Raw genomic sequence first — 23,777 nt, forward strand, 5'->3', positions numbered from 1 at the left:
AACGAATATATCATGCAAATAATTGACGGTAAGACGATTGCAGAGAAAATTAAAAAAGAGATCGCAACCGAAGTGGCTCAGATGAAAGCCAATGGAGGAAGAGCGCCCCACTTATCCGCCATCTTGGTAGGGCACGACGGAGGTAGCGAAACTTATGTAGCCAACAAAGTGAAGTCGTGCGAACAGGTAGGCTTTAAATCTTCTCTTATTCGCTTTGATGCCAATGTAACCGAAGAAGAATTGCTGGCTTGCGTTAATAAACTCAATAACGATCCCGATGTAGACGGATTCATTGTTCAACTGCCATTGCCTAAACATATTTCGGAACAAAAAATCATTGAAACCATCGACCATCGTAAAGATGTGGACGGTTTTCACCCAATAAACGTAGGACGCATGGCTATCGGCCTGCCTTGTTTCGTATCGGCTACTCCTGCCGGTATATTGGAGCTGCTGAAGCGTTACGAAATACCTACACAGGGAAAACATTGTGTTGTACTTGGCCGTAGCAATATTGTTGGGAAACCCGTTGCCAATTTGATGATGCAAAAAGGTTATCCCGGCGATTGCACCGTTACCGTTTGCCATAGCCGTACACCAAACATAAAGGAGATTTGTCTTGAAGCCGACATTATAATAGCCGCATTGGGTGTGCCCGAGTTTCTGAAAGGCGATATGGTGAAAGAAGGCGCTGTTGTGATTGACGTGGGTACAACCCGTGTACCTTCGGCCGATACTAAGTCCGGATTCAGACTGACAGGCGATGTAGCCTTCGATGAGGTTGCTCCTAAAGCCTCATTCATAACCCCCGTTCCGGGTGGCGTTGGCCCTATGACCATCATTTCCCTGATGCGGAACACACTACTTGCCGGAAAAAAAGAAATATATCAATAAAAAGCGTACTTCAGCTAAAATAAAAATAGAAGAGGCTATTTTCCTTGTTTTCAGAAATAGCCTCTTCTTGTCTTAACTCAAATTATTACATACAAACGAATGAGCTTGTGCGAAGCACTTTCGGTTTATCTTCAAAAAAAACATCGGTCCGGTTCAGGCTGAACACTAAAAGAATCGTCTCACAAAATTTATTTACACTACACAAAACAAGCGCATAATCAAAACCATACAAAACATGCCCTACACCGAACCAATGTTATTTCATTTCATTTTTCCTTGTGCGTACTTACTGTTCGCCAACATAGTACCCTCTGTTGTTTTCGCGGCCATCCACCAAAGCTTCTTCGTCCATGTGTTTTTCTTTATTTTCTTTGTGTAGTTCCTCGTAATCTCTTGTATAAAGAGCATTGGGAACAACATTCAGGTCGAACGAGATTTCGTGCTTATGTGCCAACTCCAGATTTGCGAAAATGGTTATATAAATACTCTATATAAAGCATATAAGAATATTGGAGAGAATAAACATATAAAAAATACAGCCACCCTTATTATAAAAGGAAAACCCAAGAAAGTATAATAAACATTATATAGATAATACTCTAAAAGCATATTTTTAAGTGTTAATTGTACATTAAACATAGTATAACAAATGTTACTATCGGAAGATTTGCTAAAACAACAAAACAGTAACTAAATAATTTATTCAACCTATTATTCTTTGAATTTCGATTATAAAAGTACATCAAGGCATTACGAAAAGAAAGTAAAAAGATACAAATGCGCCGTGACAAAACATCAAACACTGACAAAACATCAATAAAAATAACCTTTCTGCGGTTACGCTTCTGATTTATTGTTTATTACAGTTATTTGTTTTTTCTTGAAATCAATAAATTATTAGAAATAATTATTTAATTTTGTTCAACAATTATCTTAGTTTTGTTTTAATTTCGTTATTCAAATGCAGTGTATCTTATTTTCCGAGAACCACACCTGTATGATATGTGTCAGACAAAGCATTTAGGATATTTAAAAGCGAATTTTCCTTACGTAATTGTTTAAATTCTAAAACTTGATGAACATAGAGACAGTTATAAGACTTTTTTTTAGTGCAGTCCCCACCTTTTCGGCTTTAGTCTGTTTCATTATTCTATTTATGTCGTACCGGAGCAGCGTATCTGCTTCCGCACCGCCAACAGACATTCGCCTCAAAAAAATTATGCTCTGCTATCTGACGGTGTTGGCATTTACTTGGTTTTCGGTGATGTGCTATTTCTTCTTTATTTCGTTTTTTATACATATAATTCCTTTTTACTATTTTGCCTGCCTATGCGTTCCTATCAGCTTTTACCACTTTGTATATGTTATCACGCAAGACAGAGATGATAAAGGCTTTTCGCCGTTGCATTACCTGCCCCCGTTGTTGCTCAGTACTTGGTTTCTTATCTGGTCGTTGTTCATACCATTCGATGTACGTTTGGACTTGACCGAAAACAATAATATGGCAATAGTACCGGAATATGGCTATTTTTCTTTACTATCGGAGTCTACGCAGATTATCTGCTTCTTTTTCTCTTTTATTTATGCTATTCTCTCCATCAACAGGGTGCTGAACTATTGTAAGAAGGTTAAGATGCTCAACAAGAAAACTCCGCGTTGGTTTTTAATAGCAACACTGCTTATTACTGTTCAGACAATAAGCATCATCGTATCCATTTCTTTTTATTCCAATCATATAGTATTTACCTGTGTGTTCTTTTTTTCGGTTTTATTGCTGTTAGGACAGATAATTCTGATTGTTTTCAATATTATCAACAGAAACTATATACTCCTTAAGGAGGAAGTAAACAACATTCCTAAAACTGAAATAGACGAAACACAACCCCGTGCAAATCAGGAGTTATTATTGATAAGGCATGATGTGCACAGCAACAACAAGACGATTTTGACAAAAGAAACCTTCGAGAACGTTTTCCTGAAAAACAAGCTATACACCAACCCAAACCTGAAAATAACCGATCTGACCGATTTATTGAAAACCAACCGCACATACCTGTCTTCGTTTATTAACAACACGTATGGCATGAATTTTAAAAATTATACCAATCACTGCCGGCTAAAGGAAGTGGAGCGGCTAAAAAGACAGCCTTCGTCCGCAAATATCGAATTTACGGAAATTGTATCTAAAGCCGGATTTGGATGTTACAGGAGCTATCTGCGGTCAATAAAAGGAGAAAACGAAAAATGATAAACTTAACCTTAAATTAATATCAGAAAATGCACTCAATAAAGACGATATACGTATTGGTGTTTACAATACCGGCAATTACTTCGTTAATCTGTGCGCTTTTGTCCGTTCTCTATTATAATTCCAGAGAGAATAATGAATTATCCCACAAAGAGCTTTCCGTCAGGCTCATTCATTTTTATATTACTACCGGCTTTGGCTGGTTGAGTATGATATGCTATATAGCCCTGCCCAGCGTATTTATTTACCTTAATGCTTTCTCTTATCTGTCGGTATTGCTGACACAAGTTATTTTATACCACTTTGCATTTTGTTTAACTAAAATCAGCAGAAATGAAAAATTCACCTTTATTCATTATCTGATTCCTATTATAGTTTTTATTGCATTTTTGTTAGCTTCATTGTTGGCTCCATTCGATATTCAAAGATCGGTAGCGTATGGTAATAAAATAGACCATTGGTTTTTTATTTTTTCGTATTCCAAACTCCCGTTGTTCTTTTTCTACAACTTAATATACTCTATACTGTGTATTTATCGCATCAATAGGTTTAAACGGCAAGCAACAAAACAGCCCTCAAACAAAAGATATTTTTCTACTTTCTGGCTTTATTCGCTCATTCCTATTGTTTTATCGACCCTACCCCTACCCTTTGTATTATATTTTTTAGCAAAAGAACAGATCTTTAACATTATAATCATAATTATACCTATAACCATTACCATAGTAAAATATATTGTTCTGTGTTATAATACCATCGCAGGTAACTATGTTGTTGTGTATCCCGACGACAGAAAAAAACACCATGCCGAAGAACATCAAAAGCAAGGATTAAACAAAGAGCGGTTCGAAAAATACATGTGCGAAAACAAACCCTACCTAAATCCGAAACTAAAAATTGCCGATCTCATACTGCCACTCTATACCAACCGCACATACCTGTCTTCGTTTATCAATTGCAATTATGGCATGAGTTTCAATCAGTTTATAAACGCATGCCGGCTGCACGAATTTACACAATTGCGAAACAATCCCCTTTACGCCTCACTTAGCGAACAGGAGCTTGCCGAAAAAGCAGGTTTTTGCAATTACCGAAGTTATCTGAGAACTAAAACGAACCGCAGTAAAGAATGCAAATAGAATACAGAAAATAGCTCTTTCTTCCGGATTTTTGTTTTAATTTTAAAGCCAAAATCTGATTGTTGCATATAATTCTGTTTTATAAATTCAGTGATCATGAAAAAGATAATTTTGTATATCTGCCTTATTTCCTTTTCGTTGGCCTTAAAAGCCCAATCCGAAAAGATAGATTTTGCGATAGAAGTAGCAAGCCAGGAATTTGTGGTAGGCGATAAGATAAGCGTAAACTATATATTGACCGGAGCCCGGGGGAAAAACTTCAAACTCAAAACCAAAGAAATAAAAAACGCCGAAATTCTGTTCGGCCCCTCTATTTACACTTCAAGCCAATCGGCGCCTAATAAAAAAACAGGAAAAATAGAAACTTCCATAACCGAAAAATACACCTATATTATATTGCCATCGGCCAAGGGAACTATCGAACTGCCGGAAGCAACGATAGAAGCACAAGGGAAACAATATACCGCCAAGTCCATAAAAATAAAGGTATCGGGCAAGCAAGACAAAAAGGAAGCCAAACAGGAAAAACAAACGAAGAAAAAGAAAAAAGAAGAATACTTTGTTCGGGTTATTGCCTCTAAAAAAACAGCTTCGATAGGTGAGCCGGTAGAAATACTATACCGCCTCTACGCAACCAGCACCGAAGGGCAGATAGTAGATATAAACTATCCTTCGTTCAGAGGGTTTCGGGTTGAAGATAACAGTCGCCAGTTGAGCAACGATTTTTCGGAAGAAAAATACAAAGGAAAAAACTATAAGACATTCGACCTGAAATCATTTACTCTCTACCCCACAGATGCCGGAACATGGACTATATCTCCGCTGAAGATTACGATTGCCACCGAATCGGACGACGATAGCGAAGCCGAGTACGACTGGTGGGGCAGAAAACGCAAACACTACGAGCAGAACAATATTGAATCGGACGAATTGACCATCTCGGTGGGTATATCCATGTAAAAAACAATCCTATACAGAAAACCTTGTTTTTGTCAAAAAGCAAGGTTTTTAACTTTTTAATAACTTTCTTCTGGCATAAAGAAAATTAAACATTTAAAAAAGACGCTTTCTGATATAAAATATTTAATTTTGTAAAAACAATTAAATGGTGGGAGGTATAACCTACACACAACTTCCCCCTCAAATCAGAAAAAATAATATGGCTCATTTACCCGATTTCATTTCCGATCTGGCTCTAATTCTTATCACAGCCGGCGTTGTAACTATTCTGTTTAAGTGGCTGAAACAACCTGTGGTTCTGGGCTACATAGTTGCAGGCTTCATTGTGAGTGCCGGTTTTTCGGTTTTGGTGGGGCACGTAGAGTTTCTTGAACCTTACATCAACTACATACCTGCGGTTTCTGATATGGAAAACGTGAGTACATGGGCCGAAATTGGTGTCATCTTCCTGCTTTTTGCTTTGGGGTTGGAATTCAGTTTCAAAAAGCTGATGGATGTAGGAGGTACGGCCTCCATTGCAACCCTCATAAATCTGGGCTCTATGATTGTGATAGGGTACATTGCCGGGCTGCTGCTGGGATGGTCGCAAATGGATAGCCTTTTCTTGGGGGGAATGCTCTCTATGTCGTCTACCACTATTATCATTAAGGCTTTCAATGACATGAGTCTTTCAAAAAAGAAGTTTGCGGGAATCGTATTCGGGATGCTTATTGTTGAAGACCTTGCGGCCATATTGATGATGGTTTTACTTTCCACATTAGCCGTAAGCCAGCATCTGGAAGGCAAGGAGCTGCTGGACAGTACCCTCAAACTCATATTCTTTATGCTCATCTGGTTTGTTGTGGGCATTTATATGATACCTACTATACTGAAAAAACTGAAGAAATACCTGAACGACGAAACCCTGCTTATTGTTTCCGTAGGGCTTTGTTTGGGTATGGTTCTGTTTGCATCGGCAGTCGGATTTTCTGCCGCGTTGGGAGCTTTCATTATGGGTTCTATACTTGCCGAGACTATCGAAGCCAAGCATATAGAACACCTCATTGAACCACTGAAAAACCTGTTCGGAGCCGTGTTTTTTGTTTCGGTGGGTATGATGATAAACCCCGATATATTGGTCGAATATATAATACCTATCGTCATTCTGACAGTTATAGTACTCGTTTTCAGGGTTATTTTTGCTACAATAGGAGTCTTGGCCTCAGGGCAAGGACTCAAGGTTGCCGTACAGTCAGGGTTCAGTTTAGCACAGATAGGCGAGTTCTCGTTCATTATCGCTTCGTTGGGGATGAGTCTGGGGGTTATCAGCAACTTTCTTTATCCTATCATCGTTGCCGTATCGGTAATCACAACCTTTACCACTCCATACTGCATCCGCATTTCCGAGCCTGTTTACAGATTCTTGGAAAAACGGATTCCTGCAAAATGGGATAAACTGCTGACAGGATATGCTTCGTCAAACTACAAGAATATAAATACCCAAACAACGTGGAATAAACTTCTGAAAAGCATATTGGGCGTTGTTGCGGTTTATTTCTGCCTGTCGCTGGCAGTACTGTTTGTTAGCCAGCGGTTTTTCATGCCTTTTGTCTTGGACAAAATACCCAATGTATGGGGGCATATCATTTGTGCCATAATCACTCTGATACTGATGGCACCATTTATGCGGGCTATAATGATGCGTAAAAACAAATCGAAAGAATTCCGTGAATTGTGGGACGATAACCATTTCAATAAAGGTGCTTTGATTTCGCTCACAGTACTCCGCCTTGCCCTCTGTATGGTTTTGGCTCTGATGGTTTTGATTCCGCTTTTCCCCGAAGCCACTGTACTGATGTGTGTTATTGCCTTGGCTGTAATTATATTCATCATATTCTCGCAAGGATTTAAACGGCAGTCTAAAAAAATGGAAGCCCGCTTCTTCGAAAACCTGAATATGAAACAAAGTATAGAAGAGCGCAAGTCGCCACTTGATAAACAGTTTGCCGACGATTTGCTTTCTAAGAACGTTCACGTAGAAGTGTACGAAATACCTCAAACATCATCCATTGTGGGTAAAACCTTGCAGGAGATGAATTTTAAACAGAAAACAGGGGTTAACATTGTCCGTATAGTAAGAGGGAACATCAAAAACAATATACCAACCGGAAGCGATTGCCTCTATCCTTTCGATAAGATTGTTGTTGTAGGTTCGGACGACGAACTACAAAAGTTTGCCCTTATAATAGAAGAAAAACACAAAACGGCTGCCAATGCACAGGAATACGAAGAGGATATACAGATAGAAATGTCGCAATACGTAGTGACCGTCAATTCTCCGTTAGTAGGTAAATCGCTCCGCGATACCCAGATAAGAGAAAAAACCGAATGTATGGTAATAGGCATCGACCGCGACGGGCATTCCATAGCCGATTTTTCGGCCGATACGGTGTTTGAAGTGGACGACGTTTTGTGGCTTGCCGGCGAACCCGATAAACTCAGCGAATTTGATAAAAATATAGAGTAAACCCATCGCCATATATTTCATTCTATATATCAAAAGGGTTGTAAACGCGTATGCTTACAACCCCTTTTTGTATAAGAGAGAGATTCTCAAAGAATCTTACTTTTCTATTTTGGCGTTTTTCATGTCGCCAGTTTCCATCAATGCTTTGTGGAAAGCAAAAGTATTGTTCAGGTTAATTGGCGTGTGTCCAACAGGGCAAGATGCCAAATATTCCCTCAACAATGGGCGATAGTCTGGATGAACGCAATTATCTATTATACATTCGGCACGTTGTCTTGGCGATTTTCCACGAAGGTCGGCTATACCGTATTCCGAGATAATAACTTTCACAGAGTGCTCGCTATGGTCAACATGCGAAACAAAAGGAACAAAGGCACTGATTGCGCCGCCTTTGGCCACCGAAGGGGTCACAAAGATTGATACATAAGCGCTTCTTGTAAAGTCGCCCGAACCACCAATACCGTTCATCATCTTTGTTCCCAACACATGCGTAGAGTTGATATTACCAAAGATATCGGCCTCAAGAGCCGTATTTATAGAAATAAGCCCTAAACGGCGAACGATGCCCGGATTGTTCGAAAACTCCGAAGGACGAAGCACTACTTTTTCTTTAAAGAAATCCAGATTGTTGTAAATTTCGTTCAAAACAGGGTTACTTACCGTAAGCGAGCAACCGCTCGCAAACTTAACGCGACCTGTTTTCATCAAACCGATAACAGCGTCTTGAATTACTTCGGTATATACATTAAAGTCGGGGATATCCTTGTTGTCGCCCATTGCCGCCAACACGGCGTTAGCCACATTACCCACACCCGATTGTATTGGTAGGAATGTTTTTGGCATACGGCCTTCGGCCATTTCTTTAACAAAGAAGTTTGCTACGTTATCGCCAATCTTCGCTGTAACCTCATCTACTGGAGCAAAACCACCACCATCGTTAGGAGTGTCGGTTTCTACAACAACAATCTTTTTAGGATCTACTTTTATGCAGTCCGCACCGATACGATCGTCCGGTTTAAATATTTCGATGGCTTTGCGGTGAGGAGGGTCTTGAAACTCAACAATGTCGTGCATTCCCCTCATTGCTTTCGGATGGCAAGAGTTCAACTCAACAATCACGATATCGGCCAAGCGGCAAGCTGTTGGAGAAATACCTACACCGCAGGTAGGTACAATTTCGCCGGCTTCGGTAACCTCGCAAGCTTCTATAACAGCAACATTTATCTTACCGAAAAAACCATAACGTATTTCCTGAGCCAATTGCGAAAGGTGCATATCAAAATAAGCGACTTCCTCGTTATTGATAGCGGCACGCATGTCTTTGTTAGACTGGTAAGGCGTGCGGCGGCTCACAGCTTTTGCCCGAGACAATGCTCCATCAATATAATCGCCTGTCGAAGCACCCGTAAATACACTTATTTTAAATGGATTTCCTTTCGCATGTTCTTCTTCGGCATATTTAGCCAAAGCGGCAGGTACTACTTTAGGACAACCGGCCGCGGTAAAACCGCTGAAACCAACGTTGTCGTTGTTCTTAATAAGACGAGCAGCCTCTTCGGCGCTCATTGTTTTCAATGCCATTATTCTAACTGATTAGTTCGTTAATGTATATAAATTTTTTAATAGTTATTTTTCGCTTTATATGTTTTTGTTGTACTTTAACCTGTTGTTTCAATACATCCAAAAATATTTCTGAAAAAAACGATGCAAAGGTATAAATTATTGTTCTGACAAAATAGCTTTTCGCTATGAAAAAAGCACTGTTTTATAACCTTTTTTACAGGCTCATAATCACTGGGCTACTAATAAATAAGATTATACTATCAAACCGCAAACCATGAACCGAATAAACATGAAATTAAAACTACTGATAGCTTCAGTTTGTACACTGTTCGTTGTATCGTCCTGTATCAAAGACGAGCCTTTGAACAGGGAAGCCGATATCGTTTCTTTTACGTTTCAGAATATAGCGGAAGAACCCTATATAAAGGACGATGCGCAAAGAATAACCGTAACGTTGAACGATGCCGATATAACACGCCTGACACCTATCATAAAGGTTTCGGAGGGTGCAACCCTCAGTCCGGCTTCGGGTGTGGAGCAAGATTTTTCCGTGCCTGTGATTTATACCGTTACCTCGCAAGACGGGGAGTGGGTCAAGAAATATACTGTCGTTGTGTCTCTCAAAGATTCTGTTCCGCCGGTCGAGATGGACACCATTCGCTACGATTTTGACGACTGGTTGGAGATTAATGACGGATTCGTTTATCCTGCCATCAACGACGATCTTTGGGATAGTGCCAATCCGGGAATCGCCTTGGCAAAAATCGGCAACGTTGACTTCTACCCCACCCGTCCTACCACCGATTCGTATCACGGACCATACGCCGCCCTACTCGAAACCCAACGGGGTGGTACTTTCTGGAATAACCTTATACCTGTGTTTTCTGGTTCATTGTTTAGGGGAACGTTTAATATCAATATCTCAAATTTTGCAAAATCGGCCAAGTTCGGGCAACCGCATCCTAAGGAAAAAGGAAAGCCTGTTGAGTTCAAGGGATACTATAAATACAAGGTAGGAAGCCCTTTTTATGACGAAAACGATAATATTGTGGACGGGAAAATTGACGAATGTTCCATCTATGCCGTCTTGTATAAAGTAGCCAAAAGCAATGCGGGCAAAACCGAATATCTGGATGGCACAAATGTTATGAATTCTGACAAGGTTATAGCCAAGGCCGAACTTTCGGACCGTTCAGCAAGAAGCTCTTACACAGAGTTTAAACTCTCCTTTATATATACCGAAGAGCCCGACTACGATGCTTACGACTATAAACTGGCCGTTGTGTTCGCTTCGAGCAGGGATGGCGACCAATATCGCGGAGCAATAGGCAGCACATTGATTGTAGACAAAGTAGAAGTTATTTGCAGGTCTTATACCGAGAATGAGTAAGAAAGAAAATACAATAAACACTGCATTTCAATGAAAACCATAAAATATAGATTCCTTATCCTGATTATTACCCTCCCTGCTTTGCTGTGGGCTGAAGACAGATATGAGCATAAACTTGTTGCCGGATACAACCTTGGAGCTACGGCTCCCTCTAACATACCCGAAGAAATACGTAAAATAGAAGGTTGGTGGCCTCAGTTTACACCACGTTTAGGATATAATGCCACCTATAAGATAAACAACAATTGGTTTGCCGGAAGTGGCATAATGCTCGATTATAAAGGAATGGGCACGCGGGTACGCGCAAAATATATCCATACACGGGTTAGGCTGGAAAAAGGCGGGGAAGAACTGGAGGGGTATTTTGTAGGAAAGAATGAAACCCGTGTAAAACTGGCTTATGTTACCGTTCCCTTCTTTGTAGGATACAACATAAACCGAAATTGGTCTATCCGTGCCGGGGGATACGCATCGTATGCTTTCAGCACATCATTCAAGGGGTCGGTCTACGACGGTTACCTGCGAACACCAACTCCTACCGGAAAGAAAATTGAATTCACCGGCGATGATGAAGCCACCTTCGACTTTGGCGACGATATCCGTACCTTCGATTTTGGTTTTAATCTGGGAGCCGAATACAGGGTAAACGAACGGTTTGGCATATTCGGCAATCTCGACTGGGGAATACGCCCCATCTTCCCTAAAAAGTTCCGGGCAATGGATTTTAACATGTATAACATCTATTTTTCGGTAGGGTTAACTTATCAATTGCAAAAAACATAAACATTACATACCCCATGAGAAAATATTTTCAAACTTACCAGTCGCCTATCGGCGAAATGTATCTCTACGAGGAAGATGATTTTATTACCAAGTTAGTGTACCGAAAAACATCGGGCGATGGTTTTCAAGAAAAAGAGACTCCACTCTTAAAAGAAACCATAAAGCAGCTTCAAGAGTATTTCGATGGCAAACGTAAGACCTTTAAAGTTCCGCTAAACCTTAAAGGCACAGATTTCCAGAAACAGGTGTGGAATGCACTGCTCAATATACCTTATGCCGAAACACGCTCTTACAAAGATATTGCCGAAGCAATAGGTAACCCCAAGGCATCGAGAGCGATAGGCTTGGCCAACAACCGAAACCCTATTTCTATAATAATTCCCTGCCATAGAGTTATAGGGGCTAATGGCAGCTTAACGGGCTACGCCGGAGGCCTGAGTGCAAAACAAACCCTTCTGGATATTGAAAAACAATACAAATAAAAAAACTTACTCTAACACCACATGGAGCTTGCCCTTCACCGCAAAAGACGGCGACAGCATGTACACACTCTTTGTTGAAAAACAACAACAATTGGGGATCAAGTTTTGAAATTCCATGATTTTCAGATTACCGATACACTTATCATTAAATAAAGCTACCCCATCCGCAGAAAAGCGCATTGAGAATTTTGTCACCCTTAGCGTGAGCGTAGCATCTGTTTTGCTATACACAAGTATCTTCCTATCGTCAGCATGGCAGGAGGATACAAAAAGAATGATTATCTTTGTGCCATAGAAACTGTTTTATGCATCAATTTGCATAATCAAGATAAATAGAAACACTTAAAAAAATCTGAAGAAATGGACTTTAAATCCACGACTGACAACGAACAAAAAAAACTATTTATCGAAACTTATGGATGCCAGATGAACGTTGCCGACAGCGAAGTTGTTGCCTCGGTAATGGAAATGGATGGCTATACCATAACCGATAAATTGGAAAATGCCGATGCGGTGTTTGTAAACACTTGCTCGATTCGCGACAATGCCGAACAGCGCGTCATTCAACGGCTGGAGTACCTAAACGCCATAAAGCGGAAAAAGAAACGAAACCTTATAATAGGGGTTCTGGGCTGCATGGCCGAGCGTGTACGCGAAGAACTGATCGACAAACACCATGTAGACGTGGTTGTAGGCCCCGATGCTTATCTCGATTTGCCGAACTTGATTGGCGCAGCCGAACGGGGCGAAAAAGCCATCAACGTAACACTCTCCAAAACCGAAACGTACAAAGATGTAATTCCTCTGAAGATAGGGGGCAATCATCTGACAGGTTTCATCTCCATCATGCGGGGATGCGACAAGGTGTGTTCTTATTGCATTGTGCCTTACACTCGTGGGCGCGAACGCAGTCGCGAGCCTCAAAGCATACTGAACGAATTGGACGATCTGCGCAAAAAGAATTTCAAGGAAGTAACACTGTTAGGGCAAAACGTCAATTCGTATCGTTACGAAGAGGCAGACGGAACGGTGGTCGATTTCTCTAAACTGCTAAGCATGGTTGCCCAAGCCGCACCCGATATGCGTATCCGCTTCACGACATCGTATCCGACCGACATGACCGACGAAACGCTTGAAGTCATTGCCCGGTACGACAATCTGTGCAAATTTATACACCTGCCCGTGCAATCGGGAAGCTCAAAAATGCTGGACGTTATGAAACGTCGCTACAACCGTGAGCAATATCTGGAGCGTATCGCAGCCATCAAACGGATAATTCCCGACTGCGGACTGTCGACCGACATTATGTGCGGTTACCATTCCGAAACCGAAGAAGATCACCAAGAAACGCTTTCGCTTATGCGCGAGATTGTTTATGATTCAGCTTTTATGTTCAAATATTCGGAACGCCCAGGCACTTATGCCGCAAAGAAACTAACGGACGATATACCCGAAGACCTGAAGGTTAAACGACTGCAAGAGATAATTGACCTCCAGAACCAAATGTCGCACGAAAGTAATAAGCGCGACGTCGGAAAAACATTTGAAGTCCTGATTGAAGGTTTTTCAAAACGTTCCAAAGAGCAACTGTTCGGGCGTTCATCCCAAAACAAAGTGGTTATCTTCAATAAAGGCGATCACCGTATAGGGCAGCTTGTGAAGGTGAAAATAACCGATTGTACTTCCGCAACCCTTTTGGGAGAAGTAGAAGGCTGAACAAAAAAAACAGCACTCTATTAATCTTTTTTCGTTCTAAAACGTTATATTTGAAAACAGTTGAATATACATTATAACGAATAAACCAAAATATAAAAATAGATTATTATGAGTAAAACTACTACAAACCTGCTGTTTATGGCAGCAGGAGCGGCTCTTGGCGCTGCGGTTACCTATGTTGCAACATCCGACAAAAAAGAAGAATGGGTAAGAGAAATCAACAAAATTGTTGCTAAAATAAAAGGAGCCGTTGGCAATGCTGCTTGCGAGTGCGAAGAAGAACTGGAAGACCTTGTGGAAGATGAAGGATAAAGAACAACAACAGGATATAGACCTCGCAACCTTACTCGAATCTATCCGGAGTGAAGTGTTTGCCTATCTGTCTAAAAAGCTTAGTATATTTAAGCTTACAACTTACGAGAAAGGAGCCTTGGCCAGTGGGCATATCGTCTACCTTGCCATTATATCATTGCTGGTAATTGGTGCGTTCTCGTTAGGGCTTTTGAGCCTCGGGCTGTGGCTGGGCGAATGCTTGGATAGCTATGCGGCAGGATTCGGCATTTTGGTTGCGGTTGTGTTGCTCATACTGATTGTTGTTGTTGCTAATGCAAAACGCATAAGGAACAAGATTGCGAATAAAACAATTTCAATTATTAAAAAAGTGGAATCGAATGAAGAGTAGTGTATCTCCCTTAGAAGAGCTCAGAGCCGAAAGAAGCAAGCTTCAGACGGAGTGCGAAAAACACGAGGCCTACCTCAAAGAAGATCTGTTCTACCTGAGCGATAATTGGAGTTCGTTGTTGTTCCGGTCTATATTTTCGTTCAATTTATTCGGGAGCAACAATAATAATAGTAATAGCGCTATATCCGGCATTTCGAATATTGCAGGGTTGGCAGGAGACATCTTCCCCACTCTATGGCGAATAGCAAAACCGTATTTGATAGGAGTAGTAGTGAATCGGGTCAAAAATTCCTTGTTCGGCAGAAAAAAGAAAAAGAAGAAAGAAAAATAAATCCGGTTCTTTAGCAAGAGAAAACATTTATTGCGGCATGTCATATTGAGGGGGCTACGCTCCCCGGGCGTTGTTTCCGAACGAATGTCAAGGATATTCCTTTGGAGGCAGATTGCATGTCCTATGGCCAGTAGGGCAAAGCACAACAATTATTTTATGCTCAGCATAAAAAGCATTTTCTATTATTTACTTTCGGTAGGATAATTCTCCTTTTTTATCTGTTCCCTTTCAATTGATGTCGGGAAACAAAGTTGATAACATCGGTACTAATGAAAAAACGGTATATTAAAATATTGTTGTATTCCATTTCTGTAGTGGCAATGGTATTTGTCACCCTTGTTTTTTTGTTCTTCATGAAAACAGTTATGGACTATTTATACTTCTAATTTCATTTCTATCGGGTTAATACTGTCAGCATTAAGTAAATGGCAATTTCCTGTCACAATCTATAAATATTGTTTATTCAGCATTCCTTTTTATTTTTATCGTCTATAATTATTTATCTTTGTTTGCTAAAAGAAAATAGATTAAACCATTTCGGGGGAATACGATAAATAAGATAGAATATGCCTGTTTTTAATTTTGACGAAATAATTGACAGAAATGGCACCGATGCTTTGAAAACCGATTTTCTGGAGGAGAGATTTGGCCGCAAAGACCTGATTCCGCTATGGATTGCCGATATGGATTTTCCTGCCCCTCCGGCTATAGCCGAGGCCGTAACAGAAAGATGCAAGCATGGTATTTTCGGATACACTCACCACTGCGAAGGATATCACGAAGCTATAATAGACTGGCTATCGGAACAACACGGTTGGCCTGTCAAACAGGAATGGATAACATTTATCCCGGGCGTTGTTAAAGGTATAGCCTTTGTTATAGACTGTTTTACTACACAGCAAAACAGAATAGTGATACAACCACCCGTATACCAACCTTTCAGTACAATTCCGGCCCTGCACCATCGCCACATTGTAACCAATCCACTTATATTGGACGAAGGCAGCGGAGTTTACAATATGGATCTTGAGCATTTACGAAGCATTATCACACCCGAAACAAAACTTCTTATCCTTTGCAATCCACATAACCCCGGAGGAAGGGTATGGACACGGACCGAACTTGCCGAAATAGCCGAGATATGCTATCAAAACGATATACTGGTTATTTCGGACGAAATACATTCCGACCTTGCCATGCAAAACCATAAGCATATACCCTTTGCCAGCGTTTCGGAACATGCCGCTCAAAATAGTATAACACTGATGGCGCCGAGCAAAACTTTTAATATGGCAGGTTTTGTCAGTTCATTCGCAGTTGTGCCGAATCCGGAAATTCGCAAAAAGTTTTTTGCTTTCCTCGAAAGCAGCGAACTTAACCAAGCGCATTGTTTTGCCTCCATTGCCACTAAGGCTGCTTATCGCAACGGACTGCCATGGCTCAAGGAAGTGAAAGAATATATATGGCAGAATTGTTGTTTTGTAGATCAATACCTTAAAGAAAACATCCCACAGATAAAAGCTCTTAAACCCCAAGCATCGTTCCTGATATGGCTGGATTGCAGGGGCTTAAAACTTCCTCAAAACGAGTTGGCAGACCTTTTTGTTAAAGATGCCAAACTGGCGCTCAACGATGGAGCTATGTTCGGCAAAGAAGGCATAGGCTTTATGCGGATGAATGTAGGAACCCCACGCAGAATTCTGGAAGAGGCTTTAAGCAACCTTAAAATAGCGGTCGATAAATGCACAATTAAATAATTAAGCATCCATCGCTCTATGTTTTTAATAAAATCTATCTCAAACAAAAATACTGGTACGTTCTTTGTAGAGAAAGATAAACACTAAGAACGAATTAAATAAATTAATAACAATTAAATAAAACAGAAAACAATGAAAATTTCAACAAATAAATTTGTCTCTTTGACCTACGACTTGAATGTTGGCGAGGGTGCGGAACGCGAGTTGATGGAAAGAGCAACCGCAGAAAATCCTTTAGAGTTTATCTACGGAACCAACTCTATGCTCGAAGCTTTCGAGAAAAACATCGACAACCTATCGGAAGGCGATTCTTTCGAGTTCGCACTTACACCCGAACAAGCATACGGAGAGTACATAGACGAGCATGTTGTTGACCTACCACGCAATATATTTGAAGTTGATGGGAAGTTTGATGAGCAAGTAATATTTGAAGGAGCTACCGTTCCGATGATGGACTCGAACGGCAACCGTATGAACGGTTCGGTGGTAGAGGTTAAACCTGATGTTGTAACGATGGACTTCAATCACCCGCTTGCCGGCGAAACACTTCATTTTTCGGGTAAGGTTATAGGTGTAAGAGAAGCCACAGCCGAAGAGATAGCCGAGATGTTTGCCCCTCAAGGAGGTTGCGGATGTGGATGCGATGACTGCGGAGACGAAAAAGACGGTGCTTCCTGCGGAGGCAATTCCGGAAGTTGTGGATGCCACTAAAAGATTAGCTTTAAATTTAAAAAGATAAACCTTAGCGGTTTCGGTGAAATATCTACCGAAGCCGCTTTTTGCATATTTATTCTAAATAAAAACCAACTTTGATAAAGAAAAGTCTATATTTGTAATAATCATTATAGTCATTACATCACAAAGTAAAATTATGAAAACAATTTATAAAATAAGCCTGATGGCCATAGTATTACTATCGTCTATATCAGTTGCAAGAGCACAAGAAAACACCCTTGCATATGGGATAGAAGCAGGAGCAAACCTTTCTACTTTTGGCGGTGACGATGCCAACGACCTGGATGCAAGGTTGGGTTGGCGGGCAGCCCTTCATTTAGATTATAATATATCAAACAATTTTTACACCCAGATAGGAATAAACTTTCTGTCGAAAGGTGCAAACGGCAAATACTCCAAAATCATCACCCGTAACGACCTTGAACAGGCAGGATTCAGCGTTGACCAATACAGCGATCTAATCAGCGGGAATAAAAACGGACGTTTTGAAATTAATACTAACATGATTTACTTCCAGATGCCTATTCATGCCGGATACCGACTAAAATTGGGAGAAGGTGTGAACGCCGGAGTATTTGCAGGCCCTTATTTCGCTTATGGCGTAGGAGGCAAAACAACAACAAAGCTAACTACCAAGCAAGCTACAATACCGGGATATCCAACACAAGACCAAACCATAGAAAGCAAGATAGATACCTTCGACGACAATAATTACAAGGATTTCGATATGGGAATAAGTGCCGGAGTCAATGGCGAATACAATTCCTTCGTTCTTTCTTTGGGATACGAATATGGATTAACAAACATCTCGGACAAGAAAGACATTAATCTGAAAAACCGGAATGCTTATTGCAAGATAGGTTATAAGTTTTAAGTGTAAACTTATTTTAGGACGAGACAATTGATATAAACTAAAAAAGCAACCGAGAAATCGGTTGCTTTTTTCTTCTTATTCTTATCTTACATCAAATCATTCAGATCTTCTTTATCTCCCTTTAGTTTTTTCTTTGCTTTCTTTTCTGCTTCTTTTTTATGCCATTTAGATTCGGGAGCAACTCCGGTATATATTGTATAGGTATATACATTATAAGACTCATCGAAACTTTTAGCTGCGGCAAAAGTTCTACTTGTGGTCGTTTTTACAGAAACAAGTTCTATTGCCAATTCTACGGTATAGTCTTCATAATCGAATTTTTGCAATACCAATTTACCCGAATTTGTTTCGATAGGTGTTATATCATTTTCTACAATCCATGACGATATAGTATGATAAGTATCATCATTGTAGAACAGCACAGAAGTGAAAGCCGTTTTGTCTTCCGCCCCCTTTTGTATCACAATAGTATAGTCTTCTTTATGAGGTTTTATATCTGCAGTTGAACCACCTATGGCACTAAGGACATTCATAGTTTGGTTTGTTTTATTCGTTTTCGACATTTTATACTGATTCTTATTCGAATCGTACTTGAATTTCTTTTCTTTCAATTCAGCATTAGTCAAATCCATCATTTTAGCATACGGCAATTGTGCAAATATGCTTGTTGTAATAAAAAATAAGATAGCTCCTAATGCAATAATTTTCTTAGACATAGTGTTTTAAGTTTTCGTAAGTATTAAGTTAGTTAGTTATTCTTTAGTGGCGAATCAATAAAATCAGTAAAATACTGCGGCGTAGTTTTATAGAAGGAGTTATTATATAATTCTTCTTTACCTATGAATGTGTATCTGCCCAAATCAACTTCTTCTGTATTCAGCCCGGACAACATACAATTATCCGAAGAGTACAATTCGGTATAAAACAGAAATTTAACCGTAGAGTCTTGTAAAAACTTATATTGAAAAACAAAATAATCACGAGGAGTACTCAACAAATTTGAGACATTTAATCCTAATACATCATTTGTAACCAGTTCTTTTTTCTTGATGGTGACTTGATGGTGTTTAAGTATCGGAAACTTCAACAGCGTGTGTGTCTCCCATTTACTTATTTTTGTTACATAATCGTCATAGTCTAAAATGAATGTATCGAAAACCAGATTCGACTTTATTTTATACTCTTTGATTATCGCAACATAATTTCTGTTTTCGTCATGTAATGAGAGAATGTAATAACCATCGAATCTGTCAATACCTTTTATCTCATTTTCCTTAGTAATCCATTTATCCTTCTTAGAATCATAACTCCACCCATAAACAATAGATAGAGATGTAAACGAATCAACATCAGTCAGATTAGATCTTTCTATTTTATTCTGGGCTACAAGTTGTAAGGATAAAAGAATTACGAATATGACAGAAAACAGCCGGTTAATCATTTTGCAAAGTTCTTAATAATCAATCTATATGTTTTTCACATAAAAAGCAACCGATTTCTCGGTTGCTTTTCTTTCTGTGTTGCGGAGACCGGACTCGAACCGATGACCTCCAGGTTATGAGCCTGGCGAGCTACCAACTGCTCCACCCCGCGATATTTCGAATGCAAAGGTACATTTTTTTTATAGAAATCCAAATTAATAAGAGCTTTTATCCTTAAATATTTTTATCAAGGTGTTTGAATACGGATAGTACACTAAATCAAAATACTGGTTACCACTTATATGACAACCCAAAGCTTATAGATTCGTACCTTTGTAAATACCCCCAATCTCCATCTCTTTTGGCTCCTTCATTGTCATCGAACCGGGCATATATATGGATAGATGTTGATAAAAAGCGATTCAGAGCCATATCAAACCGGTTTTCCAGTTCAACTTCGGCCCTATGGTAATTGGTGAAATATTTGAACCGGGATGTGAGTTTTGCATTCTGGCTGAAGCTTATACTCATATCCGTATTGATGGTAGACCCAAATTCCCATTTTGTTTTCTTTCCTTCGTCCAATCCGAAACTGGTTTCGTCTACATCGTCGCTCCCCACATAAGTTAAGTTAACCGCGATTGGTGCAATATTCTGTGTTAAACTGAATGTACGGTGCTTGTTTTTCTTTGAGGTTGAGTTATGCGTATAACTCATACCAAAACCTAAGTTAGAATACAAGGGCGAGAATAGCGTCGTAGACTTCGCCTTTGAGTTTATCGGGAAGCGGTTGAACAATTGTGTTTTGGTTTCTAATTTTGCTGAATACGACCATTTTTTGAAAGCCGCTACTTCGAGGGTATTTTCCATCCGGAAAAGGTCGTCAGTTATACGTATGGAATGAACAGTATCGGCTTCTTCTTTCTGCAAATCGAGCTTCCATTCCCAAACGTTACGGAACTTAATTTTTTTACGCTCATAATTCAGAGTGAATTTATGGTAGTTCTTCACATAAAAATTATTGGAACCTCCTTTATACCAATTGTCCGAAATATAATTTTGAGCTATAGACAAAGCGTGTTCACCCGTTTTTGTCCAATAGATAATTTTGGGAACATATTTGTCTATATCAGTAGGTGGGGGAGCTATTGTCGGATCTTCGGTGGGCAATACATCTTTAAATACGCTGGTTTTCGCAGCCTCTTTCTCCTTCTCCGCATTTGTCTTACCAAATGAGAAAGCGTTATACTTAACCTTATCCGGATGGCTCATGTAATAGCTTCGGCGGATTTCATTTATTTTATCCCTTTTACTCAATAGGGGTACAAATGTACTGTCAGGATGTATCAACCTAAAAATGGGAGTCGTTTGATTAGTATTTGTGTTTGTAGTAAAAGATAAATCCGGCGACAAAATCTTTCCATCAAAAACAACAGGCAGCATAAATGCTTCTATTAGCATAGTGTCTTTAAAGGTAATGCGGTCAGAAAAAGGAGTCCATCCGCCACCGGGCATAATTATCAAACCATTACTCCCTCTTTGCAAAACAGGCAAAGTATTTTCGTACAGATTGTCCTTCGACTGCGACACGGAAACATTGTCATTCAAAAACGTTCTGCTTGTATTCTGCGCGGAAACATTAAACGCTAAAAAAAAGAGGACTAAAGTAACCGTTATTATCGAATGTATATTTTTCATTGCTTTTTTTACTTATTTATCACTGATTAAAGCCGTGCTAATAAGCTGCAAATATAAATATAATCTACATTAGTAAGAACTGTCTTGATTGCGGATAGATATTTTTGTGTTTTTAACCCTTACTTTATTTCTTTTTTTTCAGAAAAAGATATATCTTTGCCAACCGAAATTACCTAAGAGTAAAGAATAAATAGTAAAACATATATTGCAATGAAAAAAGGAATACATCCAGAAAATTATCGTCCGGTAGTTTTTAAAGATATGTCGAACGAAGAAATTTTTATCTCTCGTTCTACAATCAATGCTAAAGACACTATTGAAATAGATGGTGTTACATATCCGCTCGTGAAGCTTGAAATCACAAGTTCGTCTCATCCTTTTTATACAGGTAAACAAAAACTTGTGGATACAGCAGGACGTGTTGATAAGTTCATGAACCGTTATGCAAAACGCATGCAAAATAAGAAATAATAAAATTTCCGCTATAAGTAAACGAGGGTGTATCACAATGTGATTTCACCCTCGTTTTGTTTGAACACCTATCGGAGAACAAATCCGAATATTCAATTCTCAGAGACTTAATTTCTATTTTGAGACATTCAGCCTCTTTTTTATAACATCTGTCATTGAGTCACCCACGCTCCTCGAACGTTGTTTCTGAACAAAGTAAAGAATCTCTGTATTTAAGATCCTTCGTTGCACTCAGGATAACAAAATGGATATATGTTATTTTTCAGATAATAAGCTTTTATTTTCTAAAGACACCACGGATAGCTTTATATCTTTATTTTATATGCTTCTTCAGCTTTTTTATTGCCCAATCGTAATGGCTTGATGTAGCAGAAATGCAATAGCTCCCTAAGTTGGTTGTCCCTGTCCACGGGAAGTATTTCTTGATAAACAACTCTTCATCGGTAAAGGGTTCAATAAGTTTCATTACATCGGCATGACTTTCCTTTAAGAGTGTAACCGCGTCTTCTAAAGGGGTTGTTTGGTGTTTTTCCCAAAACTCTATATTCATTTTAGGATATGTTTTCCAGTTATAAGGTTCGGGCAAAAAGTTCACCGCATTCCCCGCCCGATTAGAACGGAGCCAATTCTGTAACAGCCGATGCCACTCATACAGATGTATTAACACATCGCGCAGATTCTTGTCTCTATCCTCAAAAGAGAACACAGCCAACTGCTTTTCTTTCGGCATGGAATCTATCAGTTTCCACAGCTTATCGAACTGGCTGTTTGCAGCCTCTATTAAGCCTTGTTTAGTTGTTGGTCTTGCCACATCATTAAAGTTTTAAGCATAATTTTTCACAGGGTATCCAAAGCGCTGATTATATCGTTCTTCAAATCGGCAACATCTTCAAGGCCAACCGACAAGCGCAACAGATTGTCTTCTATGCCCATCACGTCTTTCATTTCTTGCGAAAAAGTGCCATAAATTGTAGATTCGGGGTGTATAATCAGGGTTTTTATGTCGAACAAATTAGTGGCACGGCGAATAACCTGCAAACGATTCATAAACCGAAAACAAGCATCTTTATCTTTCAGACTGAATGTAAGCATAGCTCCGGGATTGCCGGTAAACAGCTTCTCGGAAATGTGTTTATAGGCCGAAGTAGGGAGTTTCGGATAATTCACTTTCGTCACAGAAGATTGTTCCGAAAGGAATAGAGCCAACTCGTAGGCCGACTGCGACATATGCTCGTAACGGAGTTGCAACGACTCCATGCCTAATGCCTGCAATGAAGCCGATTCGGCATCCATGCAAGCTCCCATATTACGGGCTATCTCACGCCTTAGTTTGAAGGTAAAACGGGCTGTTCCGGTGCATGATTCTATTTTTGCCAACTTACGGTTGTGTGCCCAATTGAATGTTCCATAATCAAGAATTGCCCCCCCAAGGCTGGTTGCGCCACCCGAAACATATTTAGTGGTAGAAACGATTTCTAAGTCCACACCAAAATCCTTTGCTTTAAATCCGCACCAGGGTATAATAGTAGTATCTACAATCATGGGAACGTTGCGAGCTTTCAGTATCTTAGAAATTTCGGGCAAGTCCGCAATTTCCATATGCGGATTGGTGATCAACTCACAGAAAAAGGCTACGGTATTGTCATCGACAGCCGCAGCTATTTCGTCCAGATTGTCGGTATCTACAAAACGAACCTCAACACCAAACTCGGTAAGGGTTGTTTGCAACAAAGAAAAAGTGTTTCCGAACAAGTGGGGCGAAGCCACAATATTACATCCGGCATAAGTAATGGTCAGAAACGTATTCGAAATAGCTGCCATCCCCGAACTTACGCACAGTACACCTTGGGCTCCCGATGCCGTTTTTATTTTCAGTTCAAGATTTTCGACCGTAGGGTTCGATATGCGTGTATAAGTATGAGCATTCAGTTTATTCTGAAAAGCATTGGCAATAGCCTCGGCCGATTCAAACTCGAATGCCGCGTTCCTGTAAACAGGCATACTTATGGCTCCATGCGCATCAGGTTTGCTAAACTTTGAAGCAATGACCCTTGTCGAGAATTTTTGGTTTCCACAATTACTCTTTTCCATATATTCTTTTTACTGTTTTTTTTGATAAAACATAGC

23 protein-coding genes and 1 tRNA gene are annotated in these 23,777 nt (G+C 39.8%); 16 read left to right on the forward strand and 8 right to left on the reverse strand.

The window, feature by feature from the left end:
• The first annotated feature begins 12 nt into the window (after positions 1–12).
• Positions 13–894 carry a bifunctional methylenetetrahydrofolate dehydrogenase/methenyltetrahydrofolate cyclohydrolase FolD gene (folD, locus tag M2132_RS02680; RefSeq protein ID WP_280671087.1) on the forward strand — a complete coding sequence of 294 codons (882 nt, stop codon included), beginning with the start codon at positions 13–15 and terminating at the stop codon, positions 892–894.
• 286 nt (positions 895–1,180) lie between these two features.
• On the opposite strand, the gene M2132_RS02685 is transcribed toward folD, so the two are convergent.
• Positions 1,181–1,348, reverse strand: a complete 168-nt coding sequence (locus M2132_RS02685) for a hypothetical protein (protein WP_280671089.1) — start codon at positions 1,346–1,348, stop codon at positions 1,181–1,183.
• A gap of 621 nt (positions 1,349–1,969) precedes the next feature.
• Between M2132_RS02685 and M2132_RS02690 the strand changes: the two genes are divergently transcribed.
• From M2132_RS02690 to M2132_RS02705, 4 genes are all read left to right on the forward strand, one after another.
• Positions 1,970–3,142, forward strand: coding sequence for a hypothetical protein (locus tag M2132_RS02690; RefSeq protein WP_280671091.1), 1,173 nt, complete (start codon positions 1,970–1,972; stop codon positions 3,140–3,142).
• A 29-nt stretch (positions 3,143–3,171) separates the two neighbouring features.
• The gene (locus M2132_RS02695) at positions 3,172–4,281 is read left to right on the forward strand and encodes a hypothetical protein (protein WP_280671093.1); all 1,110 of its coding nucleotides are present in this window, start codon (positions 3,172–3,174) and stop codon (positions 4,279–4,281) included.
• Positions 4,282–4,377: 96 nt separating this feature from the next.
• Positions 4,378–5,241, forward strand: a complete 864-nt coding sequence (locus tag M2132_RS02700) for a BatD family protein (RefSeq protein WP_280671095.1) — start codon at positions 4,378–4,380, stop codon at positions 5,239–5,241.
• Between the two features lie 199 nt (positions 5,242–5,440).
• A complete protein-coding gene (locus tag M2132_RS02705; protein WP_280671181.1) occupies positions 5,441–7,747 on the forward strand; it encodes a cation:proton antiporter in 2,307 nt (768 codons plus the stop codon).
• 96 nt (positions 7,748–7,843) lie between these two features.
• On the opposite strand, the gene M2132_RS02710 is transcribed toward M2132_RS02705, so the two are convergent.
• Positions 7,844–9,328, reverse strand: a complete 1,485-nt coding sequence (locus tag M2132_RS02710; protein WP_280671097.1) for an acetyl-CoA hydrolase/transferase family protein — start codon at positions 9,326–9,328, stop codon at positions 7,844–7,846.
• A 271-nt stretch (positions 9,329–9,599) separates the two neighbouring features.
• Between M2132_RS02710 and M2132_RS02715 the strand changes: the two genes are divergently transcribed.
• The 10 genes from M2132_RS02715 to M2132_RS02760 all read left to right on the forward strand — a co-directional run bounded on the left by M2132_RS02715 (position 9,600) and on the right by M2132_RS02760 (position 18,060).
• The gene (locus tag M2132_RS02715) at positions 9,600–10,700 is read left to right on the forward strand and encodes a PCMD domain-containing protein (RefSeq protein WP_280671099.1); all 1,101 of its coding nucleotides are present in this window, start codon (positions 9,600–9,602) and stop codon (positions 10,698–10,700) included.
• 30 nt (positions 10,701–10,730) lie between these two features.
• Positions 10,731–11,483, forward strand: a complete 753-nt coding sequence (locus M2132_RS02720; RefSeq protein WP_280671101.1) for a porin family protein — start codon at positions 10,731–10,733, stop codon at positions 11,481–11,483.
• Positions 11,484–11,497: 14 nt separating this feature from the next.
• Positions 11,498–11,965 (forward strand): methylated-DNA--[protein]-cysteine S-methyltransferase, encoded by a 468-nt coding sequence (locus tag M2132_RS02725; protein WP_280671104.1) that lies wholly within the window; start codon positions 11,498–11,500, stop codon positions 11,963–11,965.
• A 360-nt stretch (positions 11,966–12,325) separates the two neighbouring features.
• Positions 12,326–13,681 carry a tRNA (N6-isopentenyl adenosine(37)-C2)-methylthiotransferase MiaB gene (gene miaB / locus M2132_RS02730; RefSeq protein WP_280671106.1) on the forward strand — a complete coding sequence of 452 codons (1,356 nt, stop codon included), beginning with the start codon at positions 12,326–12,328 and terminating at the stop codon, positions 13,679–13,681.
• Positions 13,682–13,789: 108 nt separating this feature from the next.
• The gene (locus tag M2132_RS02735) at positions 13,790–13,993 is read left to right on the forward strand and encodes a YtxH domain-containing protein (RefSeq protein WP_280671108.1); all 204 of its coding nucleotides are present in this window, start codon (positions 13,790–13,792) and stop codon (positions 13,991–13,993) included.
• Positions 13,983–14,363 (forward strand): hypothetical protein, encoded by a 381-nt coding sequence (locus M2132_RS02740; RefSeq protein WP_280671110.1) that lies wholly within the window; start codon positions 13,983–13,985, stop codon positions 14,361–14,363. Before M2132_RS02735 ends, M2132_RS02740 begins: the two co-directional genes overlap by 11 nt.
• Positions 14,353–14,694, forward strand: coding sequence for a hypothetical protein (locus M2132_RS02745; protein WP_280671112.1), 342 nt, complete (start codon positions 14,353–14,355; stop codon positions 14,692–14,694). The genes M2132_RS02740 and M2132_RS02745 overlap by 11 nt, the downstream gene beginning before the upstream one ends.
• Before the next feature lie 566 nt (positions 14,695–15,260).
• Entirely contained in the window at positions 15,261–16,451 is a 1,191-nt protein-coding gene (locus tag M2132_RS02750; RefSeq protein ID WP_280671114.1) for a MalY/PatB family protein, read from the forward strand.
• Positions 16,452–16,583: 132 nt separating this feature from the next.
• Positions 16,584–17,162, forward strand: a complete 579-nt coding sequence (locus M2132_RS02755) for a peptidylprolyl isomerase (protein ID WP_280671115.1) — start codon at positions 16,584–16,586, stop codon at positions 17,160–17,162.
• A gap of 160 nt (positions 17,163–17,322) precedes the next feature.
• Entirely contained in the window at positions 17,323–18,060 is a 738-nt protein-coding gene (locus M2132_RS02760) for a porin family protein (protein WP_280671116.1), read from the forward strand.
• A gap of 86 nt (positions 18,061–18,146) precedes the next feature.
• Here M2132_RS02760 and M2132_RS02765 read toward each other — a convergent pair whose 3' ends face one another.
• The 4 genes from M2132_RS02765 to M2132_RS02780 all read right to left on the reverse strand — a co-directional run bounded on the left by M2132_RS02765 (position 18,147) and on the right by M2132_RS02780 (position 21,179).
• Complete coding sequence (locus M2132_RS02765; protein WP_280671117.1) at positions 18,147–18,776, reverse strand: hypothetical protein; 630 nt, start codon at positions 18,774–18,776, stop codon at positions 18,147–18,149.
• Between the two features lie 32 nt (positions 18,777–18,808).
• The gene (locus M2132_RS02770; RefSeq protein WP_280671118.1) at positions 18,809–19,501 is read right to left on the reverse strand and encodes a hypothetical protein; all 693 of its coding nucleotides are present in this window, start codon (positions 19,499–19,501) and stop codon (positions 18,809–18,811) included.
• Positions 19,502–19,580: 79 nt separating this feature from the next.
• Positions 19,581–19,653: transfer RNA gene (locus M2132_RS02775), tRNA-Met, on the reverse strand.
• Positions 19,654–19,772: 119 nt separating this feature from the next.
• The gene (locus M2132_RS02780; RefSeq protein ID WP_280671119.1) at positions 19,773–21,179 is read right to left on the reverse strand and encodes a DUF3078 domain-containing protein; all 1,407 of its coding nucleotides are present in this window, start codon (positions 21,177–21,179) and stop codon (positions 19,773–19,775) included.
• 210 nt (positions 21,180–21,389) lie between these two features.
• On the opposite strand from M2132_RS02780, the gene M2132_RS02785 reads away from it, so the two are divergent.
• The gene (locus tag M2132_RS02785) at positions 21,390–21,650 is read left to right on the forward strand and encodes a type B 50S ribosomal protein L31 (protein ID WP_280671121.1); all 261 of its coding nucleotides are present in this window, start codon (positions 21,390–21,392) and stop codon (positions 21,648–21,650) included.
• Positions 21,651–21,963: 313 nt separating this feature from the next.
• On the opposite strand, the gene M2132_RS02790 is transcribed toward M2132_RS02785, so the two are convergent.
• A complete protein-coding gene (locus tag M2132_RS02790; RefSeq protein ID WP_280671123.1) occupies positions 21,964–22,461 on the reverse strand; it encodes a ClbS/DfsB family four-helix bundle protein in 498 nt (165 codons plus the stop codon).
• A gap of 26 nt (positions 22,462–22,487) precedes the next feature.
• Positions 22,488–23,741: a PLP-dependent transferase gene (locus M2132_RS02795; protein ID WP_280671125.1), complete on the reverse strand. Its 1,254-nt coding sequence runs from the start codon at positions 23,739–23,741 to the stop codon at positions 22,488–22,490.
• Positions 23,742–23,777: the final 36 nt, after the last annotated feature.

This window comes from Dysgonomonas sp. PH5-45, assembly GCF_029893235.1.
Lineage (GTDB): Bacteria > Bacteroidota > Bacteroidia > Bacteroidales > Dysgonomonadaceae > UBA1309.

Excerpts from the sequence above, each read along its gene's own strand:
- M2132_RS02770 (WP_280671118.1), bottom strand. The coding sequence starts at position 19,501 with ATGATTAACCGGCTGTTTTCTGTCATATTCGTAATTCTTTTATCCTTA.
- M2132_RS02740 (WP_280671110.1), top strand. The coding sequence starts at position 13,983 with ATGAAGGATAAAGAACAACAACAGGATATAGACCTCGCAACCTTACTC.
- miaB (WP_280671106.1), top strand. The coding sequence starts at position 12,326 with ATGGACTTTAAATCCACGACTGACAACGAACAAAAAAAACTATTTATC.
- M2132_RS02705 (WP_280671181.1), top strand. The coding sequence starts at position 5,441 with ATGGCTCATTTACCCGATTTCATTTCCGATCTGGCTCTAATTCTTATC.
- M2132_RS02750 (WP_280671114.1), top strand. The coding sequence starts at position 15,261 with ATGCCTGTTTTTAATTTTGACGAAATAATTGACAGAAATGGCACCGAT.
- M2132_RS02690 (WP_280671091.1), top strand. The coding sequence starts at position 1,970 with ATGAACATAGAGACAGTTATAAGACTTTTTTTTAGTGCAGTCCCCACC.
- M2132_RS02755 (WP_280671115.1), top strand. The coding sequence starts at position 16,584 with ATGAAAATTTCAACAAATAAATTTGTCTCTTTGACCTACGACTTGAAT.
- M2132_RS02745 (WP_280671112.1), top strand. The coding sequence starts at position 14,353 with ATGAAGAGTAGTGTATCTCCCTTAGAAGAGCTCAGAGCCGAAAGAAGC.
- M2132_RS02765 (WP_280671117.1), bottom strand. The coding sequence starts at position 18,776 with ATGTCTAAGAAAATTATTGCATTAGGAGCTATCTTATTTTTTATTACA.
- folD (WP_280671087.1), top strand. The coding sequence starts at position 13 with ATGCAAATAATTGACGGTAAGACGATTGCAGAGAAAATTAAAAAAGAG.
- M2132_RS02720 (WP_280671101.1), top strand. The coding sequence starts at position 10,731 with ATGAAAACCATAAAATATAGATTCCTTATCCTGATTATTACCCTCCCT.
- M2132_RS02695 (WP_280671093.1), top strand. The coding sequence starts at position 3,172 with ATGCACTCAATAAAGACGATATACGTATTGGTGTTTACAATACCGGCA.
- M2132_RS02725 (WP_280671104.1), top strand. The coding sequence starts at position 11,498 with ATGAGAAAATATTTTCAAACTTACCAGTCGCCTATCGGCGAAATGTAT.
- M2132_RS02780 (WP_280671119.1), bottom strand. The coding sequence starts at position 21,179 with ATGAAAAATATACATTCGATAATAACGGTTACTTTAGTCCTCTTTTTT.
- M2132_RS02735 (WP_280671108.1), top strand. The coding sequence starts at position 13,790 with ATGAGTAAAACTACTACAAACCTGCTGTTTATGGCAGCAGGAGCGGCT.
- M2132_RS02710 (WP_280671097.1), bottom strand. The coding sequence starts at position 9,328 with ATGGCATTGAAAACAATGAGCGCCGAAGAGGCTGCTCGTCTTATTAAG.
- M2132_RS02795 (WP_280671125.1), bottom strand. The coding sequence starts at position 23,741 with ATGGAAAAGAGTAATTGTGGAAACCAAAAATTCTCGACAAGGGTCATT.
- M2132_RS02715 (WP_280671099.1), top strand. The coding sequence starts at position 9,600 with ATGAAATTAAAACTACTGATAGCTTCAGTTTGTACACTGTTCGTTGTA.
- M2132_RS02700 (WP_280671095.1), top strand. The coding sequence starts at position 4,378 with ATGAAAAAGATAATTTTGTATATCTGCCTTATTTCCTTTTCGTTGGCC.
- M2132_RS02760 (WP_280671116.1), top strand. The coding sequence starts at position 17,323 with ATGAAAACAATTTATAAAATAAGCCTGATGGCCATAGTATTACTATCG.
- M2132_RS02785 (WP_280671121.1), top strand. The coding sequence starts at position 21,390 with ATGAAAAAAGGAATACATCCAGAAAATTATCGTCCGGTAGTTTTTAAA.